Here is a 25302-nt window from a genome sequence, read left to right on the forward strand (position 1 = left end):
ACCCTTCCTGGTGTCTTTAACGTGATGGCACCACTCCGATTCCATCCCGAACTCGGTTGTGAAACTTCGCCGTGGCCAAGATACTTGTCGGGTTGCCGACCGGGACAATAGCTCGATGCCAGGATTATTCTTTCCTACCCCCCTTTCTCAAACAATAAGAAAGGGGGGTTTGGTTTTTAGGAAAAATCATAGGAAAAATCAGAGGATTTTAAATCTAAACCTCGCTCAAATATTGTATCTATGGCTAACATTTCTCCGTCGCTAGTCATAAATTTATGATCTTTGGTTGCTTGGATAGTTTGCCCATTTTCTAGGGTATATTCAAAGACCTCTTGTAAACCTCGCTCGTGCCATTGAGAGATTGGTTGACTATAAACAAAACCATTTTTATCTACACTATAAACAGTGCAGTTAATTTCTTCGCTCACAATTTTAGCAATTGGCAATAATCCGTATTCCTCAGTTAAAATTAACGTCTCACCTCCTAGACAATATTCGGCAAAATTTACCATCTGTTCAAAGAGATTTTCAGCGATTCTTTTTTCCACACCATTTTTAGCAGCACCATCGATAAACATCTCCCTTTGTTTCTGCATTTCGGAGGCTTTTTTCTTACCCATTGCCCGACGCAATAGATCCGCTTCTCCTAGGGAATAACCGGCTAAATCCTGCGCCATTTTCATAATCTGTTCTTGATAGACTAAAACTGCGTAGGTTTCCTTAAGAATTGGTTCCAATAAAGGATGATCATAACGAATGGGTTCTCTACCGTGTTTTCTGCCAATAAAGAGAGGAATTAATCCCGCATCTAAAGGACCGGGGCGATAGAGTGCTAGGATTGAAGATATGTCCTCAATACCCGATGGTTTTAACTCTTTAACTATCTGTTTCATCCCCGATGATTCTAACTGGAAAATACCTTCTAAATCCCCTTCTTCTAGTAATACGTGGGTTTTGATAATATCGGGAGGTAGTTTTTTATGTTCCCCTTTAGCCCGAATTTGCAGGGCTTTTCTTTCATCTAAAGGCAATTGATCAAGATCGATATCTATGCCCTGATTTTGTTTAATTAAATCGGCGGTTTTTTTCAAAGTGGTTAAATTTCTTAACCCTAAAAAGTCCATTTTTAACAATCCCAATGATTCTAAATCCTCCATGAAATATTGGGTAATTACCGCCCCATCATTATTTTTCTGGAGGGGAACCACTTCATCTAAAGGTTGGGAAGAAATGACGACTCCGGCAGCATGAACTCCGAAGGTTTTGTTAGTACCTTCGATACGAATTGCCATATCTAACCAATGACGCACATGGGGTTCCGTATCGTATCTTTCTTTAAATGCTGGTTCGGGAGTTTCATCGGAAATCATCACTTTTAAAGGTGTGGGTTTACCGCGAGAAACGGGAATCATTTTCGCCATTTTATCCGATTCGGCGTAGGGAATATCTAACACCCGCGCCACATCTTTTAGGACAGCTTTTGATGTCATGCGGTTAAAAGTAATGATTTGGGCAACATTAGCCTCCCCGTATTTTTCCGTAACGTATTGGATCATTTCATCCCGTCTCTCGATACAAAAATCCGTATCAATATCAGGCATAGATTTTCGTTCAGGATTGAGAAAACGCTCAAATAATAACCCGTGATGAACGGGATCAATATTGGTTATTTTTAAAGAATATGCTACCAAAGAACCCGCCGCAGAACCGCGTCCTGGACCGACGGGTATATCATGATCTCTAGCATATTTTATATAGTCCCAAACGACGAGAAAATAGGTAGAAAAGCCCATTTTCTGTAACATTTTTAATTCGTATTCCAGCCTTTCTTTGTAAACAGGTTCAATCTCGTGACGAGAAGGACATTTTAATCTTTCTAGTAATCCTAACCAAGCAATTTCTTCTACATAACTATCAGCAGTATGTCCGGCAGGAACAGGATAATTAGGCAGCCTTGGTTCATTAAATATGTTATAAGGTTCGACTTTTTCTGCTACTTCTAAGGTGTTATTAATCGCTTCTTCAATTACATCTTCTGGCAGATGATCACGAAAAAGTAAGCGCATTTCATCAGCAGATTTTAAGTATTCTGTGCCGCTATAACGGAGACGTTTATCTTCAGTAATTAACTTGGCAGTTTGAATACAAAGCAAGGCATCGTGTGCCTCTACATCGTAACAGGAAATAAAGTGAGAATCGTTAGTAGCAACTACTTTAATTCCTAATTCTTTAGCAATTTTAACTATTTCTACATTAACAATCCGATCTTCTTTAGAACCATGGTCTTGAATTTCTAAATAAAAATCATCACCAAAAAGTTTTTTATACCATTTAGCAGTTTCCTTAGCCAGTTTTCTGTTATTAGCTAAAATCGCTTGAGGAATCTCTCCACCCAAGCAAGCACTGGTAACTATCAATCCTTCATGGTATTGTTGGAGTAACTCTTTATTGATACAAGGACGAGCAAAAATGCCTTTACCTTGAATACCTTTCAGATTAGAAATAGTTGTTAATTTAACTAGATTTTTATAGCCTTGGGTATTTTTGGCTAAAACAACTTGATGATATTTTCGGTGGCGAAGATTGACTTCAATATCGCCATTGACTACATACATTTCATTGCCAATAATTGGTTTTATTCCCTTATTACGGCAGGTTTTAATTAATTCGATCGCACCATACATGACTCCATGATCGGTTAAAGCGATCGCTGGTTGTCCCAATTCGATCGCTCGATCAATTAGTGACGGTAATTGGGAAGCACCATCAAGTAAGCTATAATCACTGTGAATATGTAAACCGACAAAAGACATAATTTTTTCAGAAAAAAGTGACAAGGAAAAAGAAAAAAAACTAGAATTTACTTACTTTTAATTTTCAGCAATTACAGTCTATTTTTAGGGTTGATTGAGAATCGTATAGGGGAAAAAACCTTGTTCTAAATTAAACCATTGTTCTCGCAGTTTCCGGTTATCATTGCTGCCGACAACAGTATCAACAAATTTTTTCCATTCGGGATCGTTTTTGGGTAAAATACAGCCATAAAGTTCGGTGGTAATCGGTTGACGGGGTAGTAGCACAAATTGTCGCAGATCATGTCCTTGTTTAACGATTTCCCCCAGCAGAAGAATTCCATCACTAACCACTGCTTTAACTTCTCCCCTTTGTAATTTTGCCACTGCCTCACTTCGATCGCTGACAGCTTGCCAATTAGCCAGAGGATAGATATAACGAATAATACTATCGGTGGTGGTGTGGGGAATATAGGCGATCGCAACTGCCGCTAAAGTGTTATTAATATCTATTTTATCAACATTTTCCCTTTTAGTTAGAAATTGCGCTCCTGTCATAAAATAGGGAATAGAAAAATTAACCTTTTCTAGTCTTTCTTCCGTCATTGTTGCCGCATTACAGGATAAATCTACTTGGCCCTGTTCCACTTGCTGAAAACGATTATTAGTCGTCGCTTCTGTAAAGTTTATTGTAATCGGTTTACCTAATTCTTGTTCTAATCGACGTTGGACTAAGCGCATTAATTCCACTCCGTAACCTGTCCATTGTCCCGTTTTCTCATCGATATAACTAAAGGGAGTAGCATCTTTTCTGGCTGCGGCTTTTAATTCTCCCGTGCGAGCAATTCTTTGTAAAACTGTTTCTGCTAAGACTGATAAATGTAGATTATTTATCAGTAAAAAACCTAGAAAAATCAACCAAAAGTTTTTAGACATATCAAGAAAGCAAGAAGGAGATAGGGAGAAAAAAGCTAACCACCGACGCGCGATTAGCAAGTGCTGCTATATTTTAACTACGATCCTCAAATAATCCACTCAAACGTTCTACTTCTGTTTGTGCTGTGTACATAGGAGTTCCGGCCAGAATTCCGGTAACATTGCGGAAAGGTTGACCAATGTGCATACCTTGATGATCGATCGAAAACTCACGAATATCCTTATCGTGCATAGAACCGCGCATTTTTAAAACAGTGATACCGCGGCGCATTTCTCCATACATTTCCACATAACGCAGCAGAATAATCGAATCAGTAATTGTAGAAATATGTGCTTCTGTAATCGAGGAACCTCCTAATAAAGTGGGAGTGGTGGAAGTAAATAATCCTCCCACCTCTTTTTGCTTAATAAAAGAAGTCAACCCGATAATAAATTCCCGAAATCCTTTCAGATTAGAAACCCTTTCTAAAGCAGATAAACTATCTACTGCCACTCGATTAGGTTGAAACTCCTCGATAATTTCCTTCATCATAATTAAATGATTTTCTAAACCCGTAGTTTCGGGATAACGGCAGACTACCTTTAATTTACCTTCCTTTTCCATGCGGTCATAATCCACCCCCCAACCGGTAGCATTTCTAAATAACTGTTCGCGACTTTCCTCGAAGGCAAAAATTAAACATCTTTCCCCATTGGTTACTCCCCCGGCCATAAATTCTGTCACCATCAGGGTTTTTCCTGTTCCTGTGGCTCCCGAAACCAAAATAACCGAATCGCGGAAGAAACCACCCCCACACATTCTATCGAGTTCGAGGCTGCCGGAAGTAATACGAATATTAGAGGATTTTTGTTCCAATTCAATGGCTGATAAAGGAATAATCACGGCCCCTTTATTGGGAATAATTGTAAAAGGAAATTCTCCTTTTTGGTGATCGGTTCCCCGATATTTTAAAATTTCGATTGTCCTTCTTCTTTTCTCATCGGTTAAAACGTTGCGTAAAATCACCACATTGTCGGCCACAAACTCCTCCACCCCATAACGACTGATTTCGCCGTATTCTTGGGTTCTTTCTGCGGTCATAATCGCTGTTACTTCCAATTCTCGCAAAGCGGTTGCCAGACGAAAAAGATCACTTCTCACTTGAGCGCTATCACTTAAATGGCTAAAAATTGCGCCTAAAGAATCCATAGACACCCGTTTAGCTTTATTTTTGCGGATAGCAAACTCAATGCGAGCGATTAATGCACCTAGGTCGTATTCTCCTGTCACCATCGGCTTTTCTTCCGGTTGGGGGGAAGCATCGACAAAGGCCCATTGACGATTCTCCTCCCACTGCCGGATATTCCAACCAAAACCACCCATATTTTTTCTTAGTGCTTGGGGTGGCTCCTCGAAGGTGACAAAAACGCCATTTTCTCCATTTTTGATGCCTTCTGCCAGAAATTGACAGGCAAAAACCGTTTTAGCACTTCCTGCCGTCCCCGCTATCAAAGTTGCTCGTCCTTTCGGTAATCCCCCTTCCGAAAGAAAATCAAAGCCGGGGATTCCTGTTTCTAACTTCTCAATCAACTCTAGGGGATTATTTTGCGTCATTCTAAGTTCTCTATGAAAACGAGCCACTGTTTATTGTACCTATTTCAGTGACCAGTGATACCAGAAATTCATCCCTAGTTTGAGAGTTTGAGCATTGGTAATAAAATTTCCAAGACATAGTTTAAATGCAGGACAGCTTAACCCAAGAATAAATGGAAACTAGATAATACTAAATCCGTTGAGTAACGCACAGAAAACGGGTTTCTCGGAGAAACCCGTTTTCTACTCATGCACTCATGCAAAACGGAGAATAAATAATCAGTTTTTAATAACTGGATTTAGTATAAGCAGGTAAATCTCGGCCACAATTAACCAAAACACCCCCTAATAGTCAGAATCAAAGTTAAGTTTTGTATTTAGTTGATTAATACTATCCTTGACAACTTTGATAGAGTTTAAGGTATAATCATACTTATTTGCTCTACTATGGAACATACAACCGATAATAATCAAAATCAGCAAAAAACCGACAATCAACAAGAAAAAACAGCAACAGGGAAGAAACCCGTGCTGAAGATTGATCCTAAGAAAACTATACCCTATATACAGGAAGGAGCCAAACCGAAAAATAGATAAATTCTGTTTATTTCAGGGTTACTTCAGATGCGCCATCATTTGACGCATCTCAAGGAAAAATTAAAGAAAGTTCTCTAACTACAAAAGAACTTTAGTAATCCAATCTTGATACTTTGGTTCCTGATTGAGAACGATAGAACTTAACTTTTCCTTTAACTGATAAGTAATCGGTTTAGCTGCCGGTAAAGAAAAAGTTTCAATCTTTTTAATCGGAGTTATTTTCGCCGCAGTGCCACTTAAAAACACCTCATCAGCGATAAATAACTCCGTCTTATCTACAGGTCTTTCAATCACCGGAATACCCAAATCCCGCGCAATAGTTAAAACACTATCTCTAGTAATCCCCTCTAGGATATCTTGGTCAAAACTAGGAGTAATTAGCTGACCATTTCTGATGATAAAAATATTCATTCCCGTCGCTTCACAGACTTTACCCTGAGAATTCATTAAAATTGCCTCATCAAACCCCGATTCTACCGCTTCCGTTTTTGCTAAAGCAGAAGTGATATAAGCGGCGCTAATTTTACCTCGCAACGGGAAACTTCTATCCTCTTGACGATACCAAGAACTAATCCGACAGTTAACCCCATCGGCTGCCAAATAATCATCCATTTCTAGACCATAGACTAGAAAATCCTTCTCGATACCATGCAATCGCGGGGCAATTCCCAACCCGGAACTATAGACAAGGGGACGAATATAAAAAGGTCGATGACACTGATTATTTTTGACAAAATCGATAATTATTTGATAGATTTTATCGGCAGGAATCTCGTAATTAAGAAACTTAGCACTTTGACTTAAACGCTGACAATGACGTTCTAATCTAAATAATAATATCTGTCCGGGATTGCTAGGGTCGGGAGTACCTCTTAAACCCCCAAAAGCGGCAGTTCCATAGTGTAGTGCGTGGGTAGCAACGGATAATTTTGCCTCACTAAAAGGGATAAATTTATTCTCAAAATAGGCGAGAGGAAGGAAAGGAATTTCGGCGGTAATAGACATTTTTTTGTTGATTGAACCAAGAACTAAACGGGATTTACCCATGCAGAAAAATTTTGTTTCTGGCTATTAGAAGGATTTTCTACCCTGATAATTTCATAGCGAATCGTCTGCGGGGTGGCCAGTGGAACAGCAAGGGTTCGCAATTCATCGAGATGAAAGACTGTTATCTGAATAATATCACCTGCGCGGTAGTCTTTTAATCTTTCGTTTAACTGTTCCGCCGTCACCCGCAATCCATCGATAGCCAATAATTCATCATCAGCATTAATTCCCGCTTTTTGGCAAGGGGAACCCATCTCGACAAATTTAATTATTTCTTTACCCGCTTCACTCTGTACCCGCATTCCCAGATAAGGTATCGTCTCCCCATTGTCAACACCCCGCAGATAGAGTCCAAAAGGTTCAAGATATTGATTAAAGGGTAATTCTGCCAAACCGTCGATATAACGCTGGTAGAAGTCGCTTAAATCCACCCCTGCAGCCGATTCGAGAATTGCCTGCAATTCCCCATCGGTATAACCAATCTCCTCTTTACCGAAATGTTGCCACATCGAGCGTAAAACATCATCGAGGGAACGACGGTTATCGGTGTGGGTGCGAATTAGTAAATCCAGAAGCAGCGACAATAATTCCCCCTTGAGATAGTAGGAAATTTGACTATTATCACTATTACTATCCCGTCGATAGAGTTTTATCCAAGCATCGAAACTCGATTCGCCTAGCGGTTGGACAAGACGACCGGGTATATTGAGATAACGGCTGATTTCTTTGCTTAAAAGCTCTAAAAAAGTCTTACTATCGTATATTCCCGCCCGTAGAGGGATTATCATATCGTAATAACTGGTGGTTCCTTCGGCAAACCAGAGGGAAGAAGTATAATTTTCTGCATCATAATCGAAGCTTTCTAAAGCTTTTGGGCGAATACGCTTGATATTCCAGAGATGAAAGAACTCATGGGCGACTAATTGCAGAAAACGATGATATTTATCCTTATCTCGCAATCCCAAACGCGCATAGTTAAGGGTACAGGAATTTTTATGTTCTAGTCCCCCGTAACCAGCCGCCGAAAGATGTAGCAAAAATAGATAATTATCATAGGGGAGTCCACCGAACATAGCCGACTCGGTTTGAATAATTTTAGTGGTATCGGCGATAATTTGACTAGGATTAGCGTTTCCCCGTCCCCAGATAGCTAATTGATGGGGTTTTCCCTCGACGACAAAATCGTATAACTGATGAATCCCCACTTCCACGGGACTGTCCACTAGGGTATCAAAATCGGGAACCTGAAAGGTGTTTTTCTGTCCGGGTAAAGATTTTAAGGCAGTGGTAACGCGCCAATCGCCATGGGGGGGGATAATTGTCAGGGTGAGGGGATGTTTTTGATAATCGGGGATATAGAAAAATAAAGCAGCCCCGTTGAAGTAACCGTGAGTATCATCGAGATGGTTGGTTCTGACGGTTAAATCGTGGGCAAAAACGCGATATTTGACCGTTATTTCGGAACTGTTACCATTGTCAATCTGCCAGTGATTTTTAGCAACTTTGCGACTGTTGAGGTTAACAGCTTGAAAATCTTGGACTAAACGGGAGTATTCCCGCACCAGATAGGAACCGGGGGTCCAAACCGGCATTTTTAGGTTTAAAATCGGAGCTTGCCAACCGGTAATCTGTAGAGTGACTTCAAAGAGGTGCGAAGTCGGTTCCGACATAGCCACTTGATAGCTGAGACTTAAACGAGTTGAGGAGATGGTAGCGGGGGAAATAAGACTGGTCATCGGCATTAAACAAGCTTTTAAGTTATTATAGCGGCAAGCTTTCGGCTAATTTACCCGGTTTCACCGCCAAAAATCCGATGGTTTTCCAAGATTTGACCGAGCAGATTTGGAACCGTAACCCCCGCAAATCCTGCGGTTTTTTTTGCCGATTCAGCGTCTTTCTGCTGGGGGTGCGGGAGGAGCCACATCGGGGGGAGAAGTTACCTCTAGGGGAACCGAACGAGTTTCGGGAGCTGCCACAGTGACGGGAACGGTAATCGGTTCGGCTGCTGCGGGGGCCGTATTTTGAGGACTAGGAGCAGCGGCGCTGGTAGGAGCGACTCTAGTACGCCGACGACTAGAACGGCGTTGGCCCGGTTCGCTAGTATTAGAACGAACGATAGTTTGCTCACGACTTACCCGAACCCGTCGCCGTCTGCGGATGGGTCCTTCGGTGGGGGAACCCTCATCGCTGCTGGCTAAACGATTGTTAGTAGTTTGGGTAAAGTAGGTACGTCGGGGTTTAATTGGTTCCGCTTTTAATGTCACCGGACGTTTGCCTAAATTCGGTTCTGGGAAACCTTGATAGGGAATATCCTTAATTGCTTCTAACATAAATTGTCGCCACATCCAAGCGGACATGGTACTGGCTCCATTGGTGGGTTTATTATTGTCATTACCGAGCCAAATTCCCGTGACTAATTGGGGAATATAACCGACAAACCAAAGGTCGCGAGCTTTATCAGAAGTGCCGGTTTTTCCTGCCACCGGACGACCGATTTGTGCGGGGGTTCCCGTTCCCGAATTAACCACATCCTCTAGCATCCAAGTCATCGTCGCTGCCGTGTTTTTATTCAGAGCAGTTTTCGGTTTAAAATTGGCTTGATAAATTACCTTACCGTGGCGATCGAGTACCTGATTAATACCGTAAACTGGTTGATGCACACCATTATTAGCAAAAGTCCCGTAGGCGCTGGTCAATTCTAAAAGATTGACTTCCGAAGCACCCAAAGCCAAAGAATAAGTGGGTAAAAGTTTCGACTGGATACCCATATCTTGAGCCAATTTAATCACCGGATTCCAACCGACGGCCACTAACACCTGAACTGCCACCACATTCAGGGAAGAAGTCAAAGCATCGCGCATGGACACCTCGCGGCCGCTATACTTATCGCCGTAGTTTTCCGGTTTATAACCATCCACCACATACTGTGCATCTTTATAATTAGAATAGGGGGATTTCCCCGCCGCAATCGCCGCCGCATAGACAAAAGGTTTAAAAGTAGATCCCGGCTGACGTTTTGCCTGTGTCACCCGATTGAATTGATTCTTCTCGTGGTCAATTCCTCCGACCATAGCCTTAATTTGCCCATTTTTGGGGTCAATTGCCACTAAAGCCGCCTGTTGGAAGTTCTGCCACTTGCCATAACGAGAAACCGCTCTTTCTACCACTTCCTCCGCTTCGCTTTGCCAACGAGGATTAAGGGTAGTTTTTACCACCAATCCCCCCGCTTCTAGGGTTTTAGCGGGAACCAGTTGCGGCAGTTCTTTTTCCACATAATCGGTAAAATAGGCCGCTTGCCGTTGCAGACGTTTTAGGGGACTGGTTTTAAGGACTAGGGGAGATGTGATCGCCAGTTTTGCCTGAGCGTTAGTAATAAATCCCACCTCGGCCATAGTTTTGAGGACGATATTACGCCGTTCTAGGGCAGATTTAGGGTTTTCGAGGGGAGAATAGAGACTAGGAGCGGGAACAATGCCGGCAAGGGTGGCAGCTTCGGCTAGAGTTAATTTATCGACGGGTTTACTGAAATATAACCAAGCGGCATCGGCCAGACCGTAGGCCCCGGAACCGAGATAAACTAGGTGGAAATAACGCTCTAAAATCTGGTCTTTTGTATATTTATCTTCTATTTTCTGAGCGATACGCATTTCCCGTAATTTGCGATCAAAACTCCTTTCTTGGGATAAAAAGACAATCCGGGCCAATTGTTGGGTGATGGTGCTGCCTCCTTCCACCACTCCCCCGGCTCTCAGGTTAGAAAAGAGAGCGCGAGCAATACCCTGGCCATCAACTCCCCCGTGTTGGCGAAAACGGCGGTCTTCACTAGCGATAAAGGCCTCCTGTACCAGTGGGGGAACTTGGGCAATTTTCACGGTTTCGTAAGTGCTAGGGCCATTTTGCTTGAGGATTTCCCCATTAGCGGCTTGAATGGTTAGGGTGCCGGGACGAGTATAGGTTTGTATATCGGCGATATTTTGCGGTAGAGAGCTTTCAAGGCGATAAATGCCCCAACCTATCCCCAAAAGTCCCCCTGTCACCCCTAATCCTACTCCCAAGTACAAGCCAAAGCGGGGATGTTGTCGCCATTGCGGTAAGGGGGAATTATCAATCAGGGTAGTAAATTTGTTTTTCAAGGGTTTTAACGTCTCTAGAGCCTTGCTACTGGTTTGGGAGACTAAATTGACCTTTTTTTCTTCAGAAGCGGCTTCTACTGGCTTTTCTGCGGCAAATGGCGCAGATTTGGAGTCGATAGGATCGACTTTAGGGGGTTGCTCGGAATTTTCTAATTTATTAGCGAGATTATGAAAAAATTGACTAAGTTTTTGTTTGTATTTCATGTTAGTTGAGCGGGTGAGGGTGAGGGTGAGGGTGTTGGGGTAGTGGGGAAGTGGGGAAGTGGGGAAGTGGGGAAGTGGGGAAGTGGGGTGTGGGGTGTGGGGTGTGGGGAATTTAGCTGAAATTTCCCCATCTCCCTATGTCCCTAAATCCCTATTTCCTTAAAGATCGCTAAATTGTCGCCACCATTGCTGGAGGGGATAATAGAGGAGGGGAGTCCAGAGACTACTAAGCAGAGCAGAAGTGAGGCCAATGCGTTGATAATCGAGCCAAAGATCAGCGAGATTTTTGCCTCCTTGTAGATAGTATTGAAAAGCGATCGCACCATTGGCGATTAAAGCCATAACAAAGACAATTAAGACCACGGCGATCAATTCTTCTTTGAGATAACGTTGTCGGTGTAAACGGGAAGTGAGGAAACCGATCAGACCAAAAACCATGATATGGGAAGGATAATTAGAGGTTAAACTATCTTGAATAGCGCCGATCGCTAATCCGACCACCACACTATCGAGACAAGAGCGATTGAGACTCCAACTAACCAACCAAATCAGTAACCAATTGGGAGCGATGCCTAAAATCTCCATACCGGGGAGCCGCATTAAGGAAAGAAAAGTACAGAGAAGCAGTGAAGCGATAGTGACTAAAATATTCAGTATAAAACGATAACGGGCTGATAAACGGCTTAATTTCAGCATAATTCCCCCTCTCACTGCTGGGGTTGCGGGTGAACGAACACCCATTCGAGATTGTCCACGGTGGCGGTAAATTCAATTTTGGCGGTGGGGGCGGGATTTTCCTGTAAATTAAGGGAAATTATGCGACCGATGGGCAACCCTGGCGAAAAAAGACTACTAAAAGCCGAAGTTGTCACCACATCTCCCGGTTTAACATCGGGAGCTTTTTCAAAAAAGCGCAGGGTGGCGACTTGGGAATTCTGACCTTGAATTAAACCCATGGCCCGACTACGATTCACCGTTGCTCCGATGCGACTTTGGGAATTACTGACCAATAAAACTTTGCTGGTGTGGGGAGTAACTTCCGTAATCCGTCCCACTAAACCGCCAATTCCCGTCACCGAAGCACCCACTGGCACACCATCGGCGCTACCCCGACCGATAATTACCTGTTGCCACCAATCATCGGCGCTGCGGCCAATAATTGGAGCAGAAATCAGGGGTTTTTTCTGGGTTTGATAATAACCAAGCTGTTTTTTTAATTGTTGATTTTGATATTCGACTTCACTTAAACGATTTTGTAATTCTCGCACCCGTTGATCGGCCAGAAGTTGCTCTTGCAGATTAGTTTCCTCTCCCTGAAAAGGACGAGTTAATAAACCATACAATTCTAAAATCGCCCCACTTTGATAGGTGCGAATGTACCAAGCTACCCCCAAAGCGGCAGCGAGCAGCAAAAGTCGCCATCCCTGCTGTGTCCATTTTCGTCGTGCTGAATACATGAGCGATTAAAAACCTCTTGACTGTGTAGAGTGAGAATCCGTGTGTTTTGCCGCTAACCGATCCTAGTGACCTTTAGACATTGCGAGTTGTTTCATTAACGATCCGCTCAAAGAGTTTCTGATTTTTTAACACTTCTCCCGTGCCTTTGACCACACAGCGCAGCGGATCTTCAGCGACATGGGTAACGATACCGGTTTCGTGACTGACTAGGCGATCGAGTCCCCGTAATAAAGCACCTCCTCCCGCTAACATGATGCCGCGATCGATAATATCGGCAGCTAATTCGGGGGGAGTTTTTTCTAGGGTACGTTTGATCGCATCAACGATCACGGAAAGTGGCTCATCCATACTTTCCCGCACTTCTTCCGCTTTGATGGTCACGGTGCGGGGTAAACCGGACATGAGATGCAATCCCCGCACTTCCAGAGGAGGAAATTCATCTCCGGGGGTGGGATAAGCGGAAGCAAGGCGAATTTTAATATCTTCGGCCGTACGTTCCCCGATAATCAGGTTATGGACTTTTTTCAGATAGGCGATAATTGCTTCCGTGAGTTCATCCCCGGCCACACGGACGGATTCGCTGATCACTGTCCCATCAAGACTGAGAATCGCCACTTCCGTGGTGCCACCACCGATATCGATGATCATATTTCCCGTCGCTTCCGAGACGGGTAAACCAGCACCCAAGGCTGCCGCAACTGGTTCATCAATTAACCCCACTTCTCGCGAGCCGGCATTTTTGGCCGCATCCACCACCGCGCGTCTTTCTACTCCAGTAATCCCGCTGGGAACACCGATTACCATGCGGGGATTGCCAATCGTGCCATCGAGCGCTCGTTTGATGAATTCCGCTAACATGATCTCGCAACTGTAAAAATCGGCGATTACCCCATCGCGCAGGGGTCGCAGCGCGGTGACATGGCCCGGAGTGCGACCGAGCATTTTTTTGGCCTCCTCCCCGACAGCGACCGGGTTGCGATCTTGATCGATCGCTACTACCGATGGTTCCTCTAAAACGATGCCTTTCCCTGACACATAAACGAGGGTGTTTGCTGTACCCAAGTCTATACCTATGTCCCTTGATAAGCCTAGTCCTCTAAAAAAACCCACTTGTTTTCACTCCTGTTCTGATAACAACGTTGCTATAGCTAGACTTTCGATCGAATCGACTTGGATTTTATTACGTTTTGTTTCTCAAGTCTAGTTAATTATCGCTTCTTTCTCTCCAGATTGACGCAAATCCTGCCCCTAATTTTCTCCCTGGCCACCGGTCAAAGTCAGGGTTTCGGGCTAAAATGAACATACTATTGTACTAAATTGAGGATTTAAGACCATGAGTGTAAATCTGGTTCATTTGGTGGGACGAGCGGGGAGAGACCCAGAAACCAAGTATTTCGAGTCGGGTAAGGTTTTATGTACTTTAACTTTAGCGGTTAATCGTCGCTCTAAAAATAGCGATCAGCCGGATTGGTTCGATCTGGAAATTTGGGGCAAAACGGCGGAAGTGGCCGCTAATTATGTGAAAAAAGGCGGTTTAATCGGGATTAAAGGTTCTTTGAAAATGGATACCTGGAATGACAAAAACACGGGATTAGCTCGCTCTAAACCGGTGATTCTCGTCGATCAACTAGATTTACTCGGTTCTAAACGCGATAGTGAGGCTAATTCCGAGCGAGAATTTTAAAGCTTGAGCGGTATCATTTCCCGATTTTAGGTGTGTTAGCCTCTAGTAACACACCCTTATTTATTCTATAATTGACTGGAAAAATATTGCTGTAAATCTGGTAAAACTTCTCTATAAATAGCTGTATTTATCTCTAGATTACAGCCAAGAATAGAATTAAAAGGGATAATTTCCACCAGGGAATTACTATAGGCGATCGCTTGTAAAGTCCTGACAAATTCAGGAGTCCAGAGATTTTCTTCTAGGGAAATATTTTGTTTTTTTAACCAGCCGATCAAAGCCGAGCGCCCAATCCCGGGTAAAATGTCAGCAGTCAGCAGGGGACTGTACCAGCAATTATCTTTCCATCCCCATAAATTACCCGTGCTAGTTTCTAACCAATTCCCAGATTGATCGACTAATATCGCTTCTTTTGCCCCTTTTTTTTGAGCAGTTTGTGACGCTAACCAAGGAGTTAAATAATTACCAGTTTTATGCTCTCCTAAAACGCGTTGCCAAGCGGGATTATCCACTACCCAGCCAATAATTCCTTGCTCTTGTCTAAGGTTTAAATCTTCGGGGAGAAATCTGCCTTTAATCCACTCCCTACCATCGGGAAAAATTGTGATTCTCAGGACAGGATAGAATCGGGATAATTTTTCGGCTCCTTGGCGAATTCGCCGCCAATCGGGAGCGGACCAGTGGAAAACTTGTAAACTAGAGTGCAGACGTTGGAGATGCTCTTGCCAATGGGTTAGGGGATGATCTAAGCTTTTTTGATAGATACGCAGGGTAGTAAATATTGTCGCTCCATAAAGCAGCCCAATATCATTAATATCCAGACTTATTCGCTCATCCTCGATTAATTCGCCATTATACCAATACATAATCAGTTATCAGTTATCAGTTATCAGATGTGAGTTATCAGTTATCAGTTATCAGTTATCAGATGTGAGTTATCAGTTGATTAGACATATCCAAAAATTATAACTGAATCAGAGCTTGCTTCGCTGTCTTGTACTAATGAGTAGTTCGATATTGAAATATATAAGTAGGTGGGTGGAATTAAATATAAGATGAACGTAGGTTGGGTTGAAGCATGAAACCCAACGCCCGCTCATGTTACGCTACCGCTAACCCATCCTACAAATAATTGTGCCTCCCTACTTATCTGTCATTGATAATTCAATTTAACTGAAAAATATGGGGAAATTAAAATTATTTTTATTTGGGTAAGTTTCTTGTCTAGACAAAATTTTATTCTTGAGATAATATTAGGTATAAGTCCACTGATAACTGTTTACTGATAACTGTTTACTGATAACTGATCTAGCTTATGAACCGTCAAAAATTTACTTGGGGATATTCTAGCTATAAATTGCGTCAGAGAGAAAATTTTAAAGAATTTCTGTGTTTACTGGGATTATTAATAGCGGCCTTAACTATCTATCTAGTGGGATTAGGGAATTTACCCTTGCGGGATTGGGATGAGGCAACAATCGCTCAGGTGGCCAAGGAAATTAGCCAAACCCCCCTGGAACAATTGCGCTGGTTATTTCCTAGTCTTTGGGGTGATCCCTACCTGAATAAACCGCCGTTGATTCATAGTTTAATTGGTCTAACCTACCATTTCTGGGGTATCAATGAGGCCAATACTAGACTAATTCCCGCTTTTTTTACAGCTTTATCGGTGCCGCTTCTCTACCTTCTCGGTCGAGAAATTTTTCCCGCTCGTTTGCCAGCTTTACTGTCGGCCTTGATCTATTTAACTCTTTTGCCAGTGGTGCGCCATGGCCGTTTAGCCATGTTGGATGGAGCGGTATTATGTTTTGAAATCCTGATGTTTGTTGGTTTACTGCGCTCACGACGCGATTTACGCTGGTCTGTGGGGGCGGGGTTAGGATTTGCCCTCCTTTGTCTGACGAAGGGGATTATGGGGCTATTATTGGCGGGTATCGGCTTGATTTTTCTGCTCTGGGATACCCCCCGGTTATTAACTTCTGCCTATTTTTGGTCGGGTTGGTTATTGGGAGCAACCCCCGCTTTTGCTTGGTATGCCGCCCAATTTTGGCACTACGAGCGGGAGTTTCTGGATTCCCTTTTTGTTCAACAGTTAAAGCGAGTTAGTGACGATCTGGACAATCATCGCGGGCCGTTTTGGTATTATCTGCTAGAAATTATTAAATATAGTTGGCCCTGGTTAATTTTCTCGGTTTGGGGTTTACGTTTAGCTCGTCAGGAACATCTCTACAGTTGGGCGAAGTTACTGTTAGTTTGGACGGGTGTTTATCTGTTGGTGGTTTCGGTAATGGCGACTAAATTGCCTTGGTATATTCTGCCGATCTATCCGGCCTTGGCTTTAGCGGCCGGTTATGCCTTGGCGCAGGTGGGTAATCTTCCCATCGATCGCCCCTATCATCCAATCTGGTCAATTATTCTGGGTATTATCGGCGTTGGGGCGGGTTTATTAGCTTTAATAGCCTATTTTCCGGGTAATTTTGCCGCTATTGAACCTCTCCATCCCTTAATTCTTTTAACCTTATTGTCACTGTCCTTGACCATGGTGACAACGGCGATTTTGTTAGCCCGGCGCTCGCAACAATTCATCGTGGTTTTACTCTGGGGAATGTTGGTTTCTTTGTTTATTTTTGTCAATTCTCCCCTGTGGATATGGGAATTAAATGAGAATTTCCCCGTCAAACCGGTGGCGAGTTTAGTACAGAAATATGTGCCAGCAGATCACCCTGTTTATATTGCTTTTGCCTACGAGCGCCCCTCCTTAAATTTTTATAGTGGTCGTCGGGTTTTTCCCCTTGCTACTGAAGAATTAATCAATCATTGGCAAAGTCACAAGCAACCTTACCTAATTATCGATCGTCAAACCAAAGAAGCTACTGATTTAGAAGGATTAAAGGCGATCGGCTCTACGGATTCCGGTTGGTTTTTGGTGACGAAGCAGTAGTGAGGTTAATTTTGTGCATACTTTCGATAGCAAATTAGGTTCCGCTTTATCTTGCCGATTGCTGACTTGAAATATTACAAAAATTTTACAAGTTGCGTTAAAATCACCCCTAGCGATGAAACGCAGCACTTTTGTAATTGTTGAAACCGAGATTAATATGCTAAATAGGTCAATTACGGCCGAGAAAACCGAGGAATTCGCTCCTGCTGACCTGCAAGACCTGCTAGACTGTACCGATAGCTTTGTTAACCGTCATATTGGGCCGACGGAGACGGAAATCGAGAAAATGCTGGCGGTTTTGGGTGTTGCTACCCTTGAGGAGTTAATCGCTAAAACTGTCCCGTCAGGAATTCGTTTACAAAAAAGCCTTAATCTAGCACCTGCCTTGAGTGAATACGCCGCTCTTGCCCAATTAAAAGCTATTGCCTCGAAAAATCAGGTATTTCGCTCCTTTATTGGCATGGGCTACCATGACTGTATCACCCCGCCGGTAATTCTCCGCAACATCTTAGAAAATCCGGGTTGGTACACCGCCTATACTCCCTATCAAGCGGAAATCGCCCAAGGACGCTTAGAAGCTCTCTTAAACTTCCAAACTCTCATCACTAGCTTAACTGGTCTGGAAATTGCTAACGCTTCCCTCCTCGATGAAGGAACAGCAGCCGCAGAAGCGATGACTATGAGTTACGGACTGTGTAAAACTAAAGCCAATGCTTTCTTTATCTCTAGTAGTTGCCATCCCCAAACGATTGAAGTTGTTAAAACCAGAGCGATTCCTTTAGGTATTGACATTATTATCGAGGATCATCGTCTCTTTGACTTCCAAACGCCGATTTTTGGCGCATTATTACAATATCCAGCCACCGATGGCGTAATTTATGACTATCGGGAATTTATCGCCAAAGCGCAGGAAAATGGGGCTTTAGTCACCGTTGCCGCCGATATTCTCAGTTTAGCCCTGTTGACTCCCCCCGGCGAATTGGGGGCTGATATTGCCGTGGGTAGCAGTCAACGCTTTGGGGTTCCCTTGGGTTATGGGGGTCCCCATGCCGCCTATTTTGCCACCAAAGATGTCTATAAACGCAGTATTCCGGGGCGCATTGTCGGGGTATCGAAGGATAGTCAGGGTAAACCCGCACTGCGTTTAGCTTTGCAAACCAGGGAACAACATATCCGCCGGGATAAAGCCACCAGTAATATTTGTACCGCACAGGTGTTACTAGCGGTGATTGCTTCCATGTACGCGGTGTATCACGGACCGGAAGGAATCAAGAAAATCGCCCAAAGAGTGCAGAAATTAACCGCTTTATTGGCAACTGGTTTAAAACAGTTGGGTTATCAGGTGGGGAAAGAACCGCGCTTCGATACGCTCAAAGTTACGGTATCCACGGGAGTTAAGGATATCTTCGCCAAGGCAAAAACCCATAAGATTAATCTGCGTTATTTTGATGAGAATAATCTAGGAATTAGTGTCGATGAAACCACCAGTCTCAGGGATGTGTGGGATTTATGGCAAATTTTTGCCCCAACCGAGGAATTACCCTTTACCGCAGCCGAATTAGTCGAGAAAATTAGTCTAGAATTACCCGCTAATTTAACCCGTACCAGTGCCTATCTTACCGAGCCGGTGTTCAATCGTTACCACTCGGAAACGGAATTACTCAGATATCTGCACCGTCTGGAAACAAAGGATCTAGCCTTAAATACTTCCATGATTCCCCTCGGTTCCTGTACGATGAAACTCAATGCCGTAGCGGAGATGATTCCAGTAACTTGGGCAGAATTCGGCAAATTACACCCTTTTGCTCCGATTGACCAAGCAGAAGGCTATCAACTGCTCTTTCAACAGTTAGAGACTTGGTTAGGGGAAATTACCGGGTTTGATGGCATTTCCCTACAACCGAACGCCGGTTCTCAGGGAGAGTATGCCGGTTTACAGGTGATCCGAGCCTACCATGAAAGTCGCGGTCAAGGTCATCGTCAGATTTGCTTAATTCCTGAGTCCGCTCACGGGACTAATCCTGCCAGTGCCGTTATGTGTGGTATGAAAGTAGTGGCGGTTAATTGCGATTCTCGGGGCAATATTGATATTGATGACCTGAAAACTAAGGCCCAGAAGCATCAGGATAATCTAGCGGCTTTGATGGTGACGTATCCTTCCACTCACGGCGTTTTTGAACAGGGAATTAGCGAAATTTGCGCCTTGATTCATCAATACGGTGGTCAAGTGTATATGGATGGCGCCAATATGAATGCTCAGGTGGGTTTATGTCGTCCGGCGGATTTTGGCGCTGATGTCTGTCACTTGAATCTCCATAAAACTTTCTGTATTCCCCACGGTGGTGGCGGCCCCGGTATGGGACCAATCGGAGTAAAATCCCATTTAGTGCCTTTTCTGCCCGATGTTTCCCTAGTTTTGGCGAAATTATCCCCAGAAACCGCTAACGGTAAGCATCAGGACTCAATTGGCGCAATTTCGGCCGCGCCTTGGGGTAGTGCCAGCATTTTGGTGATTTCTTGGATGTATATCGCTATGATGGGGGCAGCCGGCTTGAAAAAAGCGACAGAAGTGGCAATTTTGAACGCTAATTATCTGGCTTTTCGTCTGGAGTCGGCCTATCCGGTGTTATTTAAGGGTAGCGCGGGAACGGTTGCCCACGAGTGCGTGATCGATTTACGTCCCCTGAAAAAACAGGCCGGCATCGAGGTGGAAGATGTGGCAAAACGCTTGATGGATTTCGGTTTCCACGCGCCGACGGTTTCTTGGCCCGTGGCGGGTACAATGATGGTGGAACCCACGGAAAGCGAATCTTTGGGCGAATTAGACCGTTTTTGTGAAGCTTTGTTAACTATCTATCAAGAGGTACAAGCGATCGCTAATGGTAGCATGGATATCCACGATAATCCTTTAAAAAATGCCCCTCACACAGCCGCAGTTTTAACTGCCGATGATTGGAGTCGTCCCTATTCCCGTCAACAGGCAGCTTACCCGCTTTCTTGGCTAAAAGATTATAAATTCTGGCCGGTAGTGGGACGGGTTGATAATGCTTACGGGGACAGAAATCTGGTTTGTTCCTGTGAGGGGATGGACGCTTATAAGTAGGGTGTGCTGAAAGAGTTTTTCCTTGGTGTAGGGTGGGGTGCATCTTATTTTTGTAAATCTACTAATTTGGGATTTTTCAAGGGAAACTTTCTCCTAAAATTGGGTGTGTTACTTTCAGTTTTATCACTCAATCCAAGCTTTTGGGGGGTTCTACCCCCCAAACCCCCCGTTGGGGTCGTGGCGCCGCCCCCAAACCCCCCGCGCATTAGCTTTTCGGTGGGATGCTTACACGCGATTGTTCATATTTTTGTACCAATTTCAGAGTTACTGATAATTGCTGATTGTCGATATTTCTGCAAATGTGGGATGCAGCCGTGGGGTGTAGGGTGTAGGAATTATGAATTATGAATTGGGGAGCGGGGAGAAAAAAGCTGTCTCCTGTCTCCTGAATCCTGTCTCCTGACGACAGGCTCCTAACCCTAACAAAGTCCTATTTTAAGTACCTCTTGTGCCACTCGATCGCAACTTCCTACTGTTCCTAAACCGGCTGTGGTTTCTGCGTATTCATCTAACATTTTTTGCCGACGTTGCTGATTTAATAATAAATCTAGACATTCCTGCATAATTCTCTCTGGGTTAGCTTCCTCTTGTAATAATTCGGGAACAATTTCTCGCATTAAAACTAAATTTACCGGTGAGACAAATGGTACAGAAAGCTTCATAATATTGCGGGCAATCCAAGCAGTAACTGCACTTAAACGGTAAACCACCACCTGCGGCACGTTTAATAAAGCAATTTCGAGATTAACTGTACCAGACTTAGCCACAGCCAGATCGGCCGCAGCAATCGCTTCTAAAGTCTGATCTCGTTCCATAATCACCGCATTTAATCCATATTCCGCCACTAATTCTCGCATTTTTGGTTCGTATAAAGCTAGGGGAACGGGAATTAAAAACTTAATATCGGGTATTTTTTCCTGTAATTTTCGGGCAGCAGCGCACACCGTCGGCACGAGATATTTAAACTCCTGTTGACGGGAAGCGGGTAACAAAGCGACCACCGTTTCTTCGGTTTTTATTGCCCATTTTTGCCGCATTTCTTGGCGATTGGGAGCATTTGCCATACGATCAACTAAAGGATGTCCTACCCAAGTTACTGGTAAACCTTTTGTTTCAAAAAAACGGGCTTCGGCAGGAAAAATTGCCAATAATTTATCCGTGACGGCGATTAATTTTTCCGTATTAAATAACTTTTCTGCTGTGGCCCTGAGTTTAGCTGAGGGGATATTTTCTTCCGACCAAATCCACACCTGTGGGGCAATATAATAAATAATTGGGACATCGGGAATAATTTTTTTAGCCGACTGACCGATCGCCACATTTGCCCCCACATAATCAATTAAAATAATCAGATCAGGGGGATGATCTCTAAAAAACTCTTTTGCTCGTTTTTGTAGTTGTAAGGTTGGCAAAATAAAGGGGATAGATTCAATTAATCCCATAGCAGCCAGTCGAGTGGTTTTACCCAGCATTTTTGCCCCAGCTAACTCCATGCGATCGCCACCTAGAGCAAAAATTTCTAACTCAATTTCCTGGGTTTTAGCTAGTTTAAAAAGGGATTCAATCAGCATGGCTGCCTGTAAATCACCGGATACCTCACCCGTACTAATAAATATACGCATTTGGATAATTATTTGATAATAAAAGAATTCAGGAGTTAGGAGTCAGGAGACAGGATTGCTGGAGTCAGGAGACAGGAGACAGGATTCAGGATTGCTGGAGACAGGAGACAGGAGACAGGATTCAGGATTCAGGAGATTATTTTTATTTATTCTTCCCAACTTCCCAACTTCCCCACTTCCCCATCACCCTACACCCCACACCCCACTTCCCCACTTCCCCACTTCCCCACTTCCCCATCACCCCACACCCTGTTCCTCAATAAAAAAATTATTTCCCCGGAATTAAACCGCGACGTTTTTCTCCCGTGGTAGAGGATTGTAAAAATTGACAGAGATGTTGAACATGGGGGTTATCGGTTAAGAGAGAAACTTGTTCTAAAGCCTCCTGAAGATTTATATTAGAACGATAGATAATCCGAAAAGCTTTTTTCAGTAAAGCTAGATCTTCATCGGTAAAACCGGCTCTTTGTAAACCGACTAAATTAAGAGTTCGTACCCGACAGGGATTGCCTTCCACTAAAGTAAAAGGGGGAACATCGCGATCAATACGACTCATTCCTCCTAACATGGCCATTTTGCCAATATGAACAAATTGATGTACTCCTAAAACCCCCCCGATAACTGCTTTTGATTCGATCTGGACATGACCAGCCAAGGCGACACTATTAGCGATAATAATGTTATCTTGCAAAATACAATTATGGGCAACGTGAACATAGGCCATTAATAAATTATTATTGCCAATTTGGGTAACTTCTCCCGTATCGGTGGCGCGATTAATCGTGACAAACTCGCGAATTTGGTTATGATCACCAATTTCCACGCTACTTTCGCCACCTTTATACTTTAAATCCTGTGGTTCATTACCAATAACAGCCCCAGAAAAAATATGATTACCCTTGCCAATTTTAGTCGGACCCTCAATGACCACATGGGCATCAATAATTGTATCAGCTTCAATTTCCACATTGGCCCCGATCACAGCATAGGGACCAACTTTAACCTTGGCATCAAGTTTTGCCGACGGATGGATAACCGCAGTGGGGTGGATTAACGTATTCAAAGGGAAGTCTCCCGCGCTCAACTTCGTCACTGTATGAATCATGGTATAGCTTATCCTATATTGGACAGATTGTGATCAAGATTGATAGCGGTTGCTTAGGGAGGGGACGACTTTAATGGGGAACCAGAACCCGATAAACTATTAACCAGATTCTCTTGATTCCTTCGTCCCTCCCATCCTGATAAAAAATATATGAGTAATAATAGACCTAAAATTATAGTCTTAGATGACGACCCGACAGGTTCCCAAACAGTCCATAGTTGTCTGTTATTGATGCGGTGGGATGAAGATACTCTCCGCTTGGGATTGGCAGATAATGCGCCAATTTTCTTTGTTTTGACCAATACTCGCGCTTTAACCCCCGAAAAAGCCGAGTCTGTCACGCGAGAAGTCTGTCATCACCTGAAAACTGCCTTAACTAAAGAGGGAATCGAGGATTTTTTGGTGGTTAGTCGTTCCGATTCTACCCTGCGCGGGCATTATCCGATCGAAACTGATGTTATTGCCGAAGAATTGGGCGGTTTTGATGCTCATTTCCTGATTCCAGCCTTTTTTGAGGGGGGGAGAATCACTCGCGATAGTATTCACTATTTAATCATCGATGGCGTTCCCACTCCCGTCCACGAGACGGAATTCGCTCGCGATTCGGTTTTTGCCTACCATTACAGTTATCTGCCGGATTATGTGGAGGAGAAAACGCAAGGTAAAATTAAAGCAGATGATGTGGAGAGATTTTTACTGGCAGATATCCGTCAAGGTAGTTTAGAAAGACTGCAAAAGCTCAAAAATAATCAATGTGGGGTGGTAGATGGGGAAACTCAAGCGGATCTCGATCGCTTTGCCGAAGATATTTTAACCGCCGCAGGGGAGGGAAAAAAATTTTTATTCCGCAGTGCCGCCAGTATTTTAACTTCTTTGGCTAATTTAGGAACTCAACCGATCGCACCCGAATCTATGGGTAAGTATAAGCCCACGGGGGAAGCCGGGGCAATTATCGTCGGTTCCCACGTCAAAAAAACTAGCCAACAATTAGATGAACTGCTTCAACAACCCAACACCGTCGGAGTCGAAATCGATGTGACGGCATTGCGCGATCGTCCCGAGCAACGAGAGCAACTCCTAGCACAAGTTCTGGAAAAAGTCAAGCTTATTCACAAAAATAAACAAACCCCCGTGATCTATACCAGTCGGCAAGAGTTAACCTTTGCCTCTGTGCAGAAACGCCTTGATTTTGGGGTTGTCGTCTCCACCCTGTTAATGGACATTGTTAAGGGTTTACCCAGTGACATCAGTTTTTTAATCAGTAAAGGTGGAATTACCTCCAATGATGTCTTAAGTACGGGTTTAAGCCTGCAATCGGCCCGTTTACTCGGTCAGATTCTCCCCGGTGTCTCCATGGTCCGTACAGCAGCCGATCATCCCCTCTTTCCTAATTTACCTGTGGTTCTTTTCCCGGGTAACGTTGGTGATGTCCAAGCTTTGGCCACAGTTTATCAACGTTTGTGTCAATAGGAGGCAATCAGTAATCAGTGAGCAGTGAGCAGATGTGAGTTTTCAGGTTCTTCGTTCCGCTGCGCTAATTATGCCCAAATTGAGGTGATTAAACCGCACAGTGCGGTATTAGGTATGATTAAGGGGGTGTTAGACCGATGGAGGTGGGATAGTAAGACAGAGGAGGGTGCTAGACCGCAGAGAGCGGTATAATTAATAGTTGGGCTGCTTCAGTTATTGGTTGCAGAAGTAATTGGTAGGCTATCTGTTGGTGTCCACAGTTAACTTAACTGTAGTTATCGACTCCACGGTTCTTCAAGCATTTATGAGAAAAAAATATGAGAGAAAAAAGTGCAATTTTCAGTTTTTTGCTTCTTAACGTGTTTTTGCTTGGCGGGGCAATTTTCGGAAACCTCTATTTTAGTCGTCTTACTATGGTTCCGCCGTCGGCTCCGCATCTGCCTCCGACTAAGTCTGCGACCTCCCTGGGCGTTGTGGAAGAGATAGTGAGTAATCTTGGGCGTTGCATAATAGAGATATGAATGGAGGAAATCAAAATGCAATGCCCTGAATGTAAATCTACCCATATCCGTAAAAATGGCATCAATAAACAAGGTAAACAAAATCATATTTGTGTAACCTGTGGCCGTCAATTTAT

Annotated in this window: 18 protein-coding genes and 1 rRNA gene; 7 read left to right on the plus strand and 12 right to left on the minus strand. The window is 43.7% G+C overall.

Annotation, left to right across the window (positions count from 1 at the left end):
* Positions 1 to 6: 6 nt before the first annotated feature.
* A 5S ribosomal RNA gene (gene rrf, locus IM509_RS19710) occupies positions 7 to 124 on the plus strand.
* Between the two features lie 52 nt (positions 125 to 176).
* Here rrf and IM509_RS19715 read toward each other — a convergent pair.
* From IM509_RS19715 to kaiC, 3 genes are all read right to left on the minus strand, one after another.
* The gene (locus tag IM509_RS19715) at positions 177 to 2813 is read right to left on the minus strand and encodes a DNA polymerase III subunit alpha (protein WP_072923608.1); all 2637 of its coding nucleotides are present in this window, start codon (positions 2811 to 2813) and stop codon (positions 177 to 179) included.
* A gap of 84 nt (positions 2814 to 2897) precedes the next feature.
* The gene (locus tag IM509_RS19720; RefSeq protein WP_072923610.1) at positions 2898 to 3728 is read right to left on the minus strand and encodes an amino acid ABC transporter substrate-binding protein; all 831 of its coding nucleotides are present in this window, start codon (positions 3726 to 3728) and stop codon (positions 2898 to 2900) included.
* A 73-nt stretch (positions 3729 to 3801) separates the two neighbouring features.
* Positions 3802 to 5322, minus strand: a complete 1521-nt coding sequence (gene kaiC / locus IM509_RS19725; RefSeq protein WP_002797104.1) for a circadian clock protein KaiC — start codon at positions 5320 to 5322, stop codon at positions 3802 to 3804.
* A gap of 426 nt (positions 5323 to 5748) precedes the next feature.
* On the opposite strand from kaiC, the gene IM509_RS19730 reads away from it, so the two are divergent.
* Positions 5749 to 5898 (plus strand): hypothetical protein, encoded by a 150-nt coding sequence (locus IM509_RS19730; RefSeq protein WP_167341565.1) that lies wholly within the window; start codon positions 5749 to 5751, stop codon positions 5896 to 5898.
* Between the two features lie 78 nt (positions 5899 to 5976).
* Here IM509_RS19730 and IM509_RS19735 read toward each other — a convergent pair whose 3' ends face one another.
* The 6 genes from IM509_RS19735 to IM509_RS19760 all read right to left on the minus strand — a co-directional run bounded on the left by IM509_RS19735 (position 5977) and on the right by IM509_RS19760 (position 13850).
* The gene (locus IM509_RS19735; protein ID WP_043995766.1) at positions 5977 to 6903 is read right to left on the minus strand and encodes a branched-chain amino acid transaminase; all 927 of its coding nucleotides are present in this window, start codon (positions 6901 to 6903) and stop codon (positions 5977 to 5979) included.
* Between the two features lie 23 nt (positions 6904 to 6926).
* A complete protein-coding gene (locus tag IM509_RS19740; RefSeq protein WP_052277954.1) occupies positions 6927 to 8687 on the minus strand; it encodes a M61 family metallopeptidase in 1761 nt (586 codons plus the stop codon).
* Positions 8688 to 8831: 144 nt separating this feature from the next.
* Positions 8832 to 11282 (minus strand): transglycosylase domain-containing protein, encoded by a 2451-nt coding sequence (locus tag IM509_RS19745; protein ID WP_185237008.1) that lies wholly within the window; start codon positions 11280 to 11282, stop codon positions 8832 to 8834.
* A gap of 159 nt (positions 11283 to 11441) precedes the next feature.
* Positions 11442 to 12023: a rod shape-determining protein MreD gene (gene mreD / locus IM509_RS19750; protein ID WP_052277952.1), complete on the minus strand. Its 582-nt coding sequence runs from the start codon at positions 12021 to 12023 to the stop codon at positions 11442 to 11444.
* Positions 11990 to 12739, minus strand: coding sequence for a rod shape-determining protein MreC (mreC, locus tag IM509_RS19755; RefSeq protein ID WP_008202753.1), 750 nt, complete (start codon positions 12737 to 12739; stop codon positions 11990 to 11992). The genes mreD and mreC overlap by 34 nt, the downstream gene beginning before the upstream one ends.
* Positions 12740 to 12812: 73 nt before the next feature.
* Positions 12813 to 13850 (minus strand): rod shape-determining protein, encoded by a 1038-nt coding sequence (locus IM509_RS19760; protein WP_002764811.1) that lies wholly within the window; start codon positions 13848 to 13850, stop codon positions 12813 to 12815.
* A gap of 223 nt (positions 13851 to 14073) precedes the next feature.
* Between IM509_RS19760 and IM509_RS19765 the strand changes: the two genes are divergently transcribed.
* Positions 14074 to 14424, plus strand: a complete 351-nt coding sequence (locus IM509_RS19765; protein ID WP_002731888.1) for a single-stranded DNA-binding protein — start codon at positions 14074 to 14076, stop codon at positions 14422 to 14424.
* Between the two features lie 65 nt (positions 14425 to 14489).
* Here IM509_RS19765 and IM509_RS19770 read toward each other — a convergent pair whose 3' ends face one another.
* Positions 14490 to 15290 (minus strand): aminotransferase class IV, encoded by an 801-nt coding sequence (locus IM509_RS19770; protein WP_052277950.1) that lies wholly within the window; start codon positions 15288 to 15290, stop codon positions 14490 to 14492.
* A 449-nt stretch (positions 15291 to 15739) separates the two neighbouring features.
* Between IM509_RS19770 and IM509_RS19775 the strand changes: the two genes are divergently transcribed.
* Positions 15740 to 17365, plus strand: coding sequence for an ArnT family glycosyltransferase (locus IM509_RS19775; RefSeq protein WP_072923616.1), 1626 nt, complete (start codon positions 15740 to 15742; stop codon positions 17363 to 17365).
* Positions 17366 to 17480: 115 nt separating this feature from the next.
* Complete coding sequence (gene gcvP / locus IM509_RS19780) at positions 17481 to 20468, plus strand: aminomethyl-transferring glycine dehydrogenase (RefSeq protein WP_185237009.1); 2988 nt, start codon at positions 17481 to 17483, stop codon at positions 20466 to 20468.
* Between the two features lie 419 nt (positions 20469 to 20887).
* Here gcvP and lpxB read toward each other — a convergent pair whose 3' ends face one another.
* Both lpxB and lpxA read right to left on the minus strand, forming a co-directional pair.
* Positions 20888 to 22090 carry a lipid-A-disaccharide synthase gene (lpxB, locus tag IM509_RS19785; RefSeq protein ID WP_185237010.1) on the minus strand — a complete coding sequence of 401 codons (1203 nt, stop codon included), beginning with the start codon at positions 22088 to 22090 and terminating at the stop codon, positions 20888 to 20890.
* Positions 22091 to 22358: 268 nt separating this feature from the next.
* Entirely contained in the window at positions 22359 to 23195 is an 837-nt protein-coding gene (gene lpxA / locus IM509_RS19790) for an acyl-ACP--UDP-N-acetylglucosamine O-acyltransferase (RefSeq protein WP_185237011.1), read from the minus strand.
* A 150-nt stretch (positions 23196 to 23345) separates the two neighbouring features.
* On the opposite strand from lpxA, the gene IM509_RS19795 reads away from it, so the two are divergent.
* Together IM509_RS19795 and IM509_RS19800 are read left to right on the plus strand one after the other, a co-directional pair.
* Positions 23346 to 24665 (plus strand): four-carbon acid sugar kinase family protein, encoded by a 1320-nt coding sequence (locus IM509_RS19795; protein ID WP_185237012.1) that lies wholly within the window; start codon positions 23346 to 23348, stop codon positions 24663 to 24665.
* Between the two features lie 536 nt (positions 24666 to 25201).
* Positions 25202 to 25302, plus strand: a 101-nt coding sequence (locus IM509_RS19800; RefSeq protein WP_420372278.1) for a transposase-like zinc-binding domain-containing protein, incomplete at its 3' end; no start/stop codon positions are given.

The sequence above is a fragment of the Microcystis sp. M31BS1 genome (genome assembly GCF_020245285.1).
Lineage (GTDB): Bacteria > Cyanobacteriota > Cyanobacteriia > Cyanobacteriales > Microcystaceae > Microcystis > Microcystis panniformis.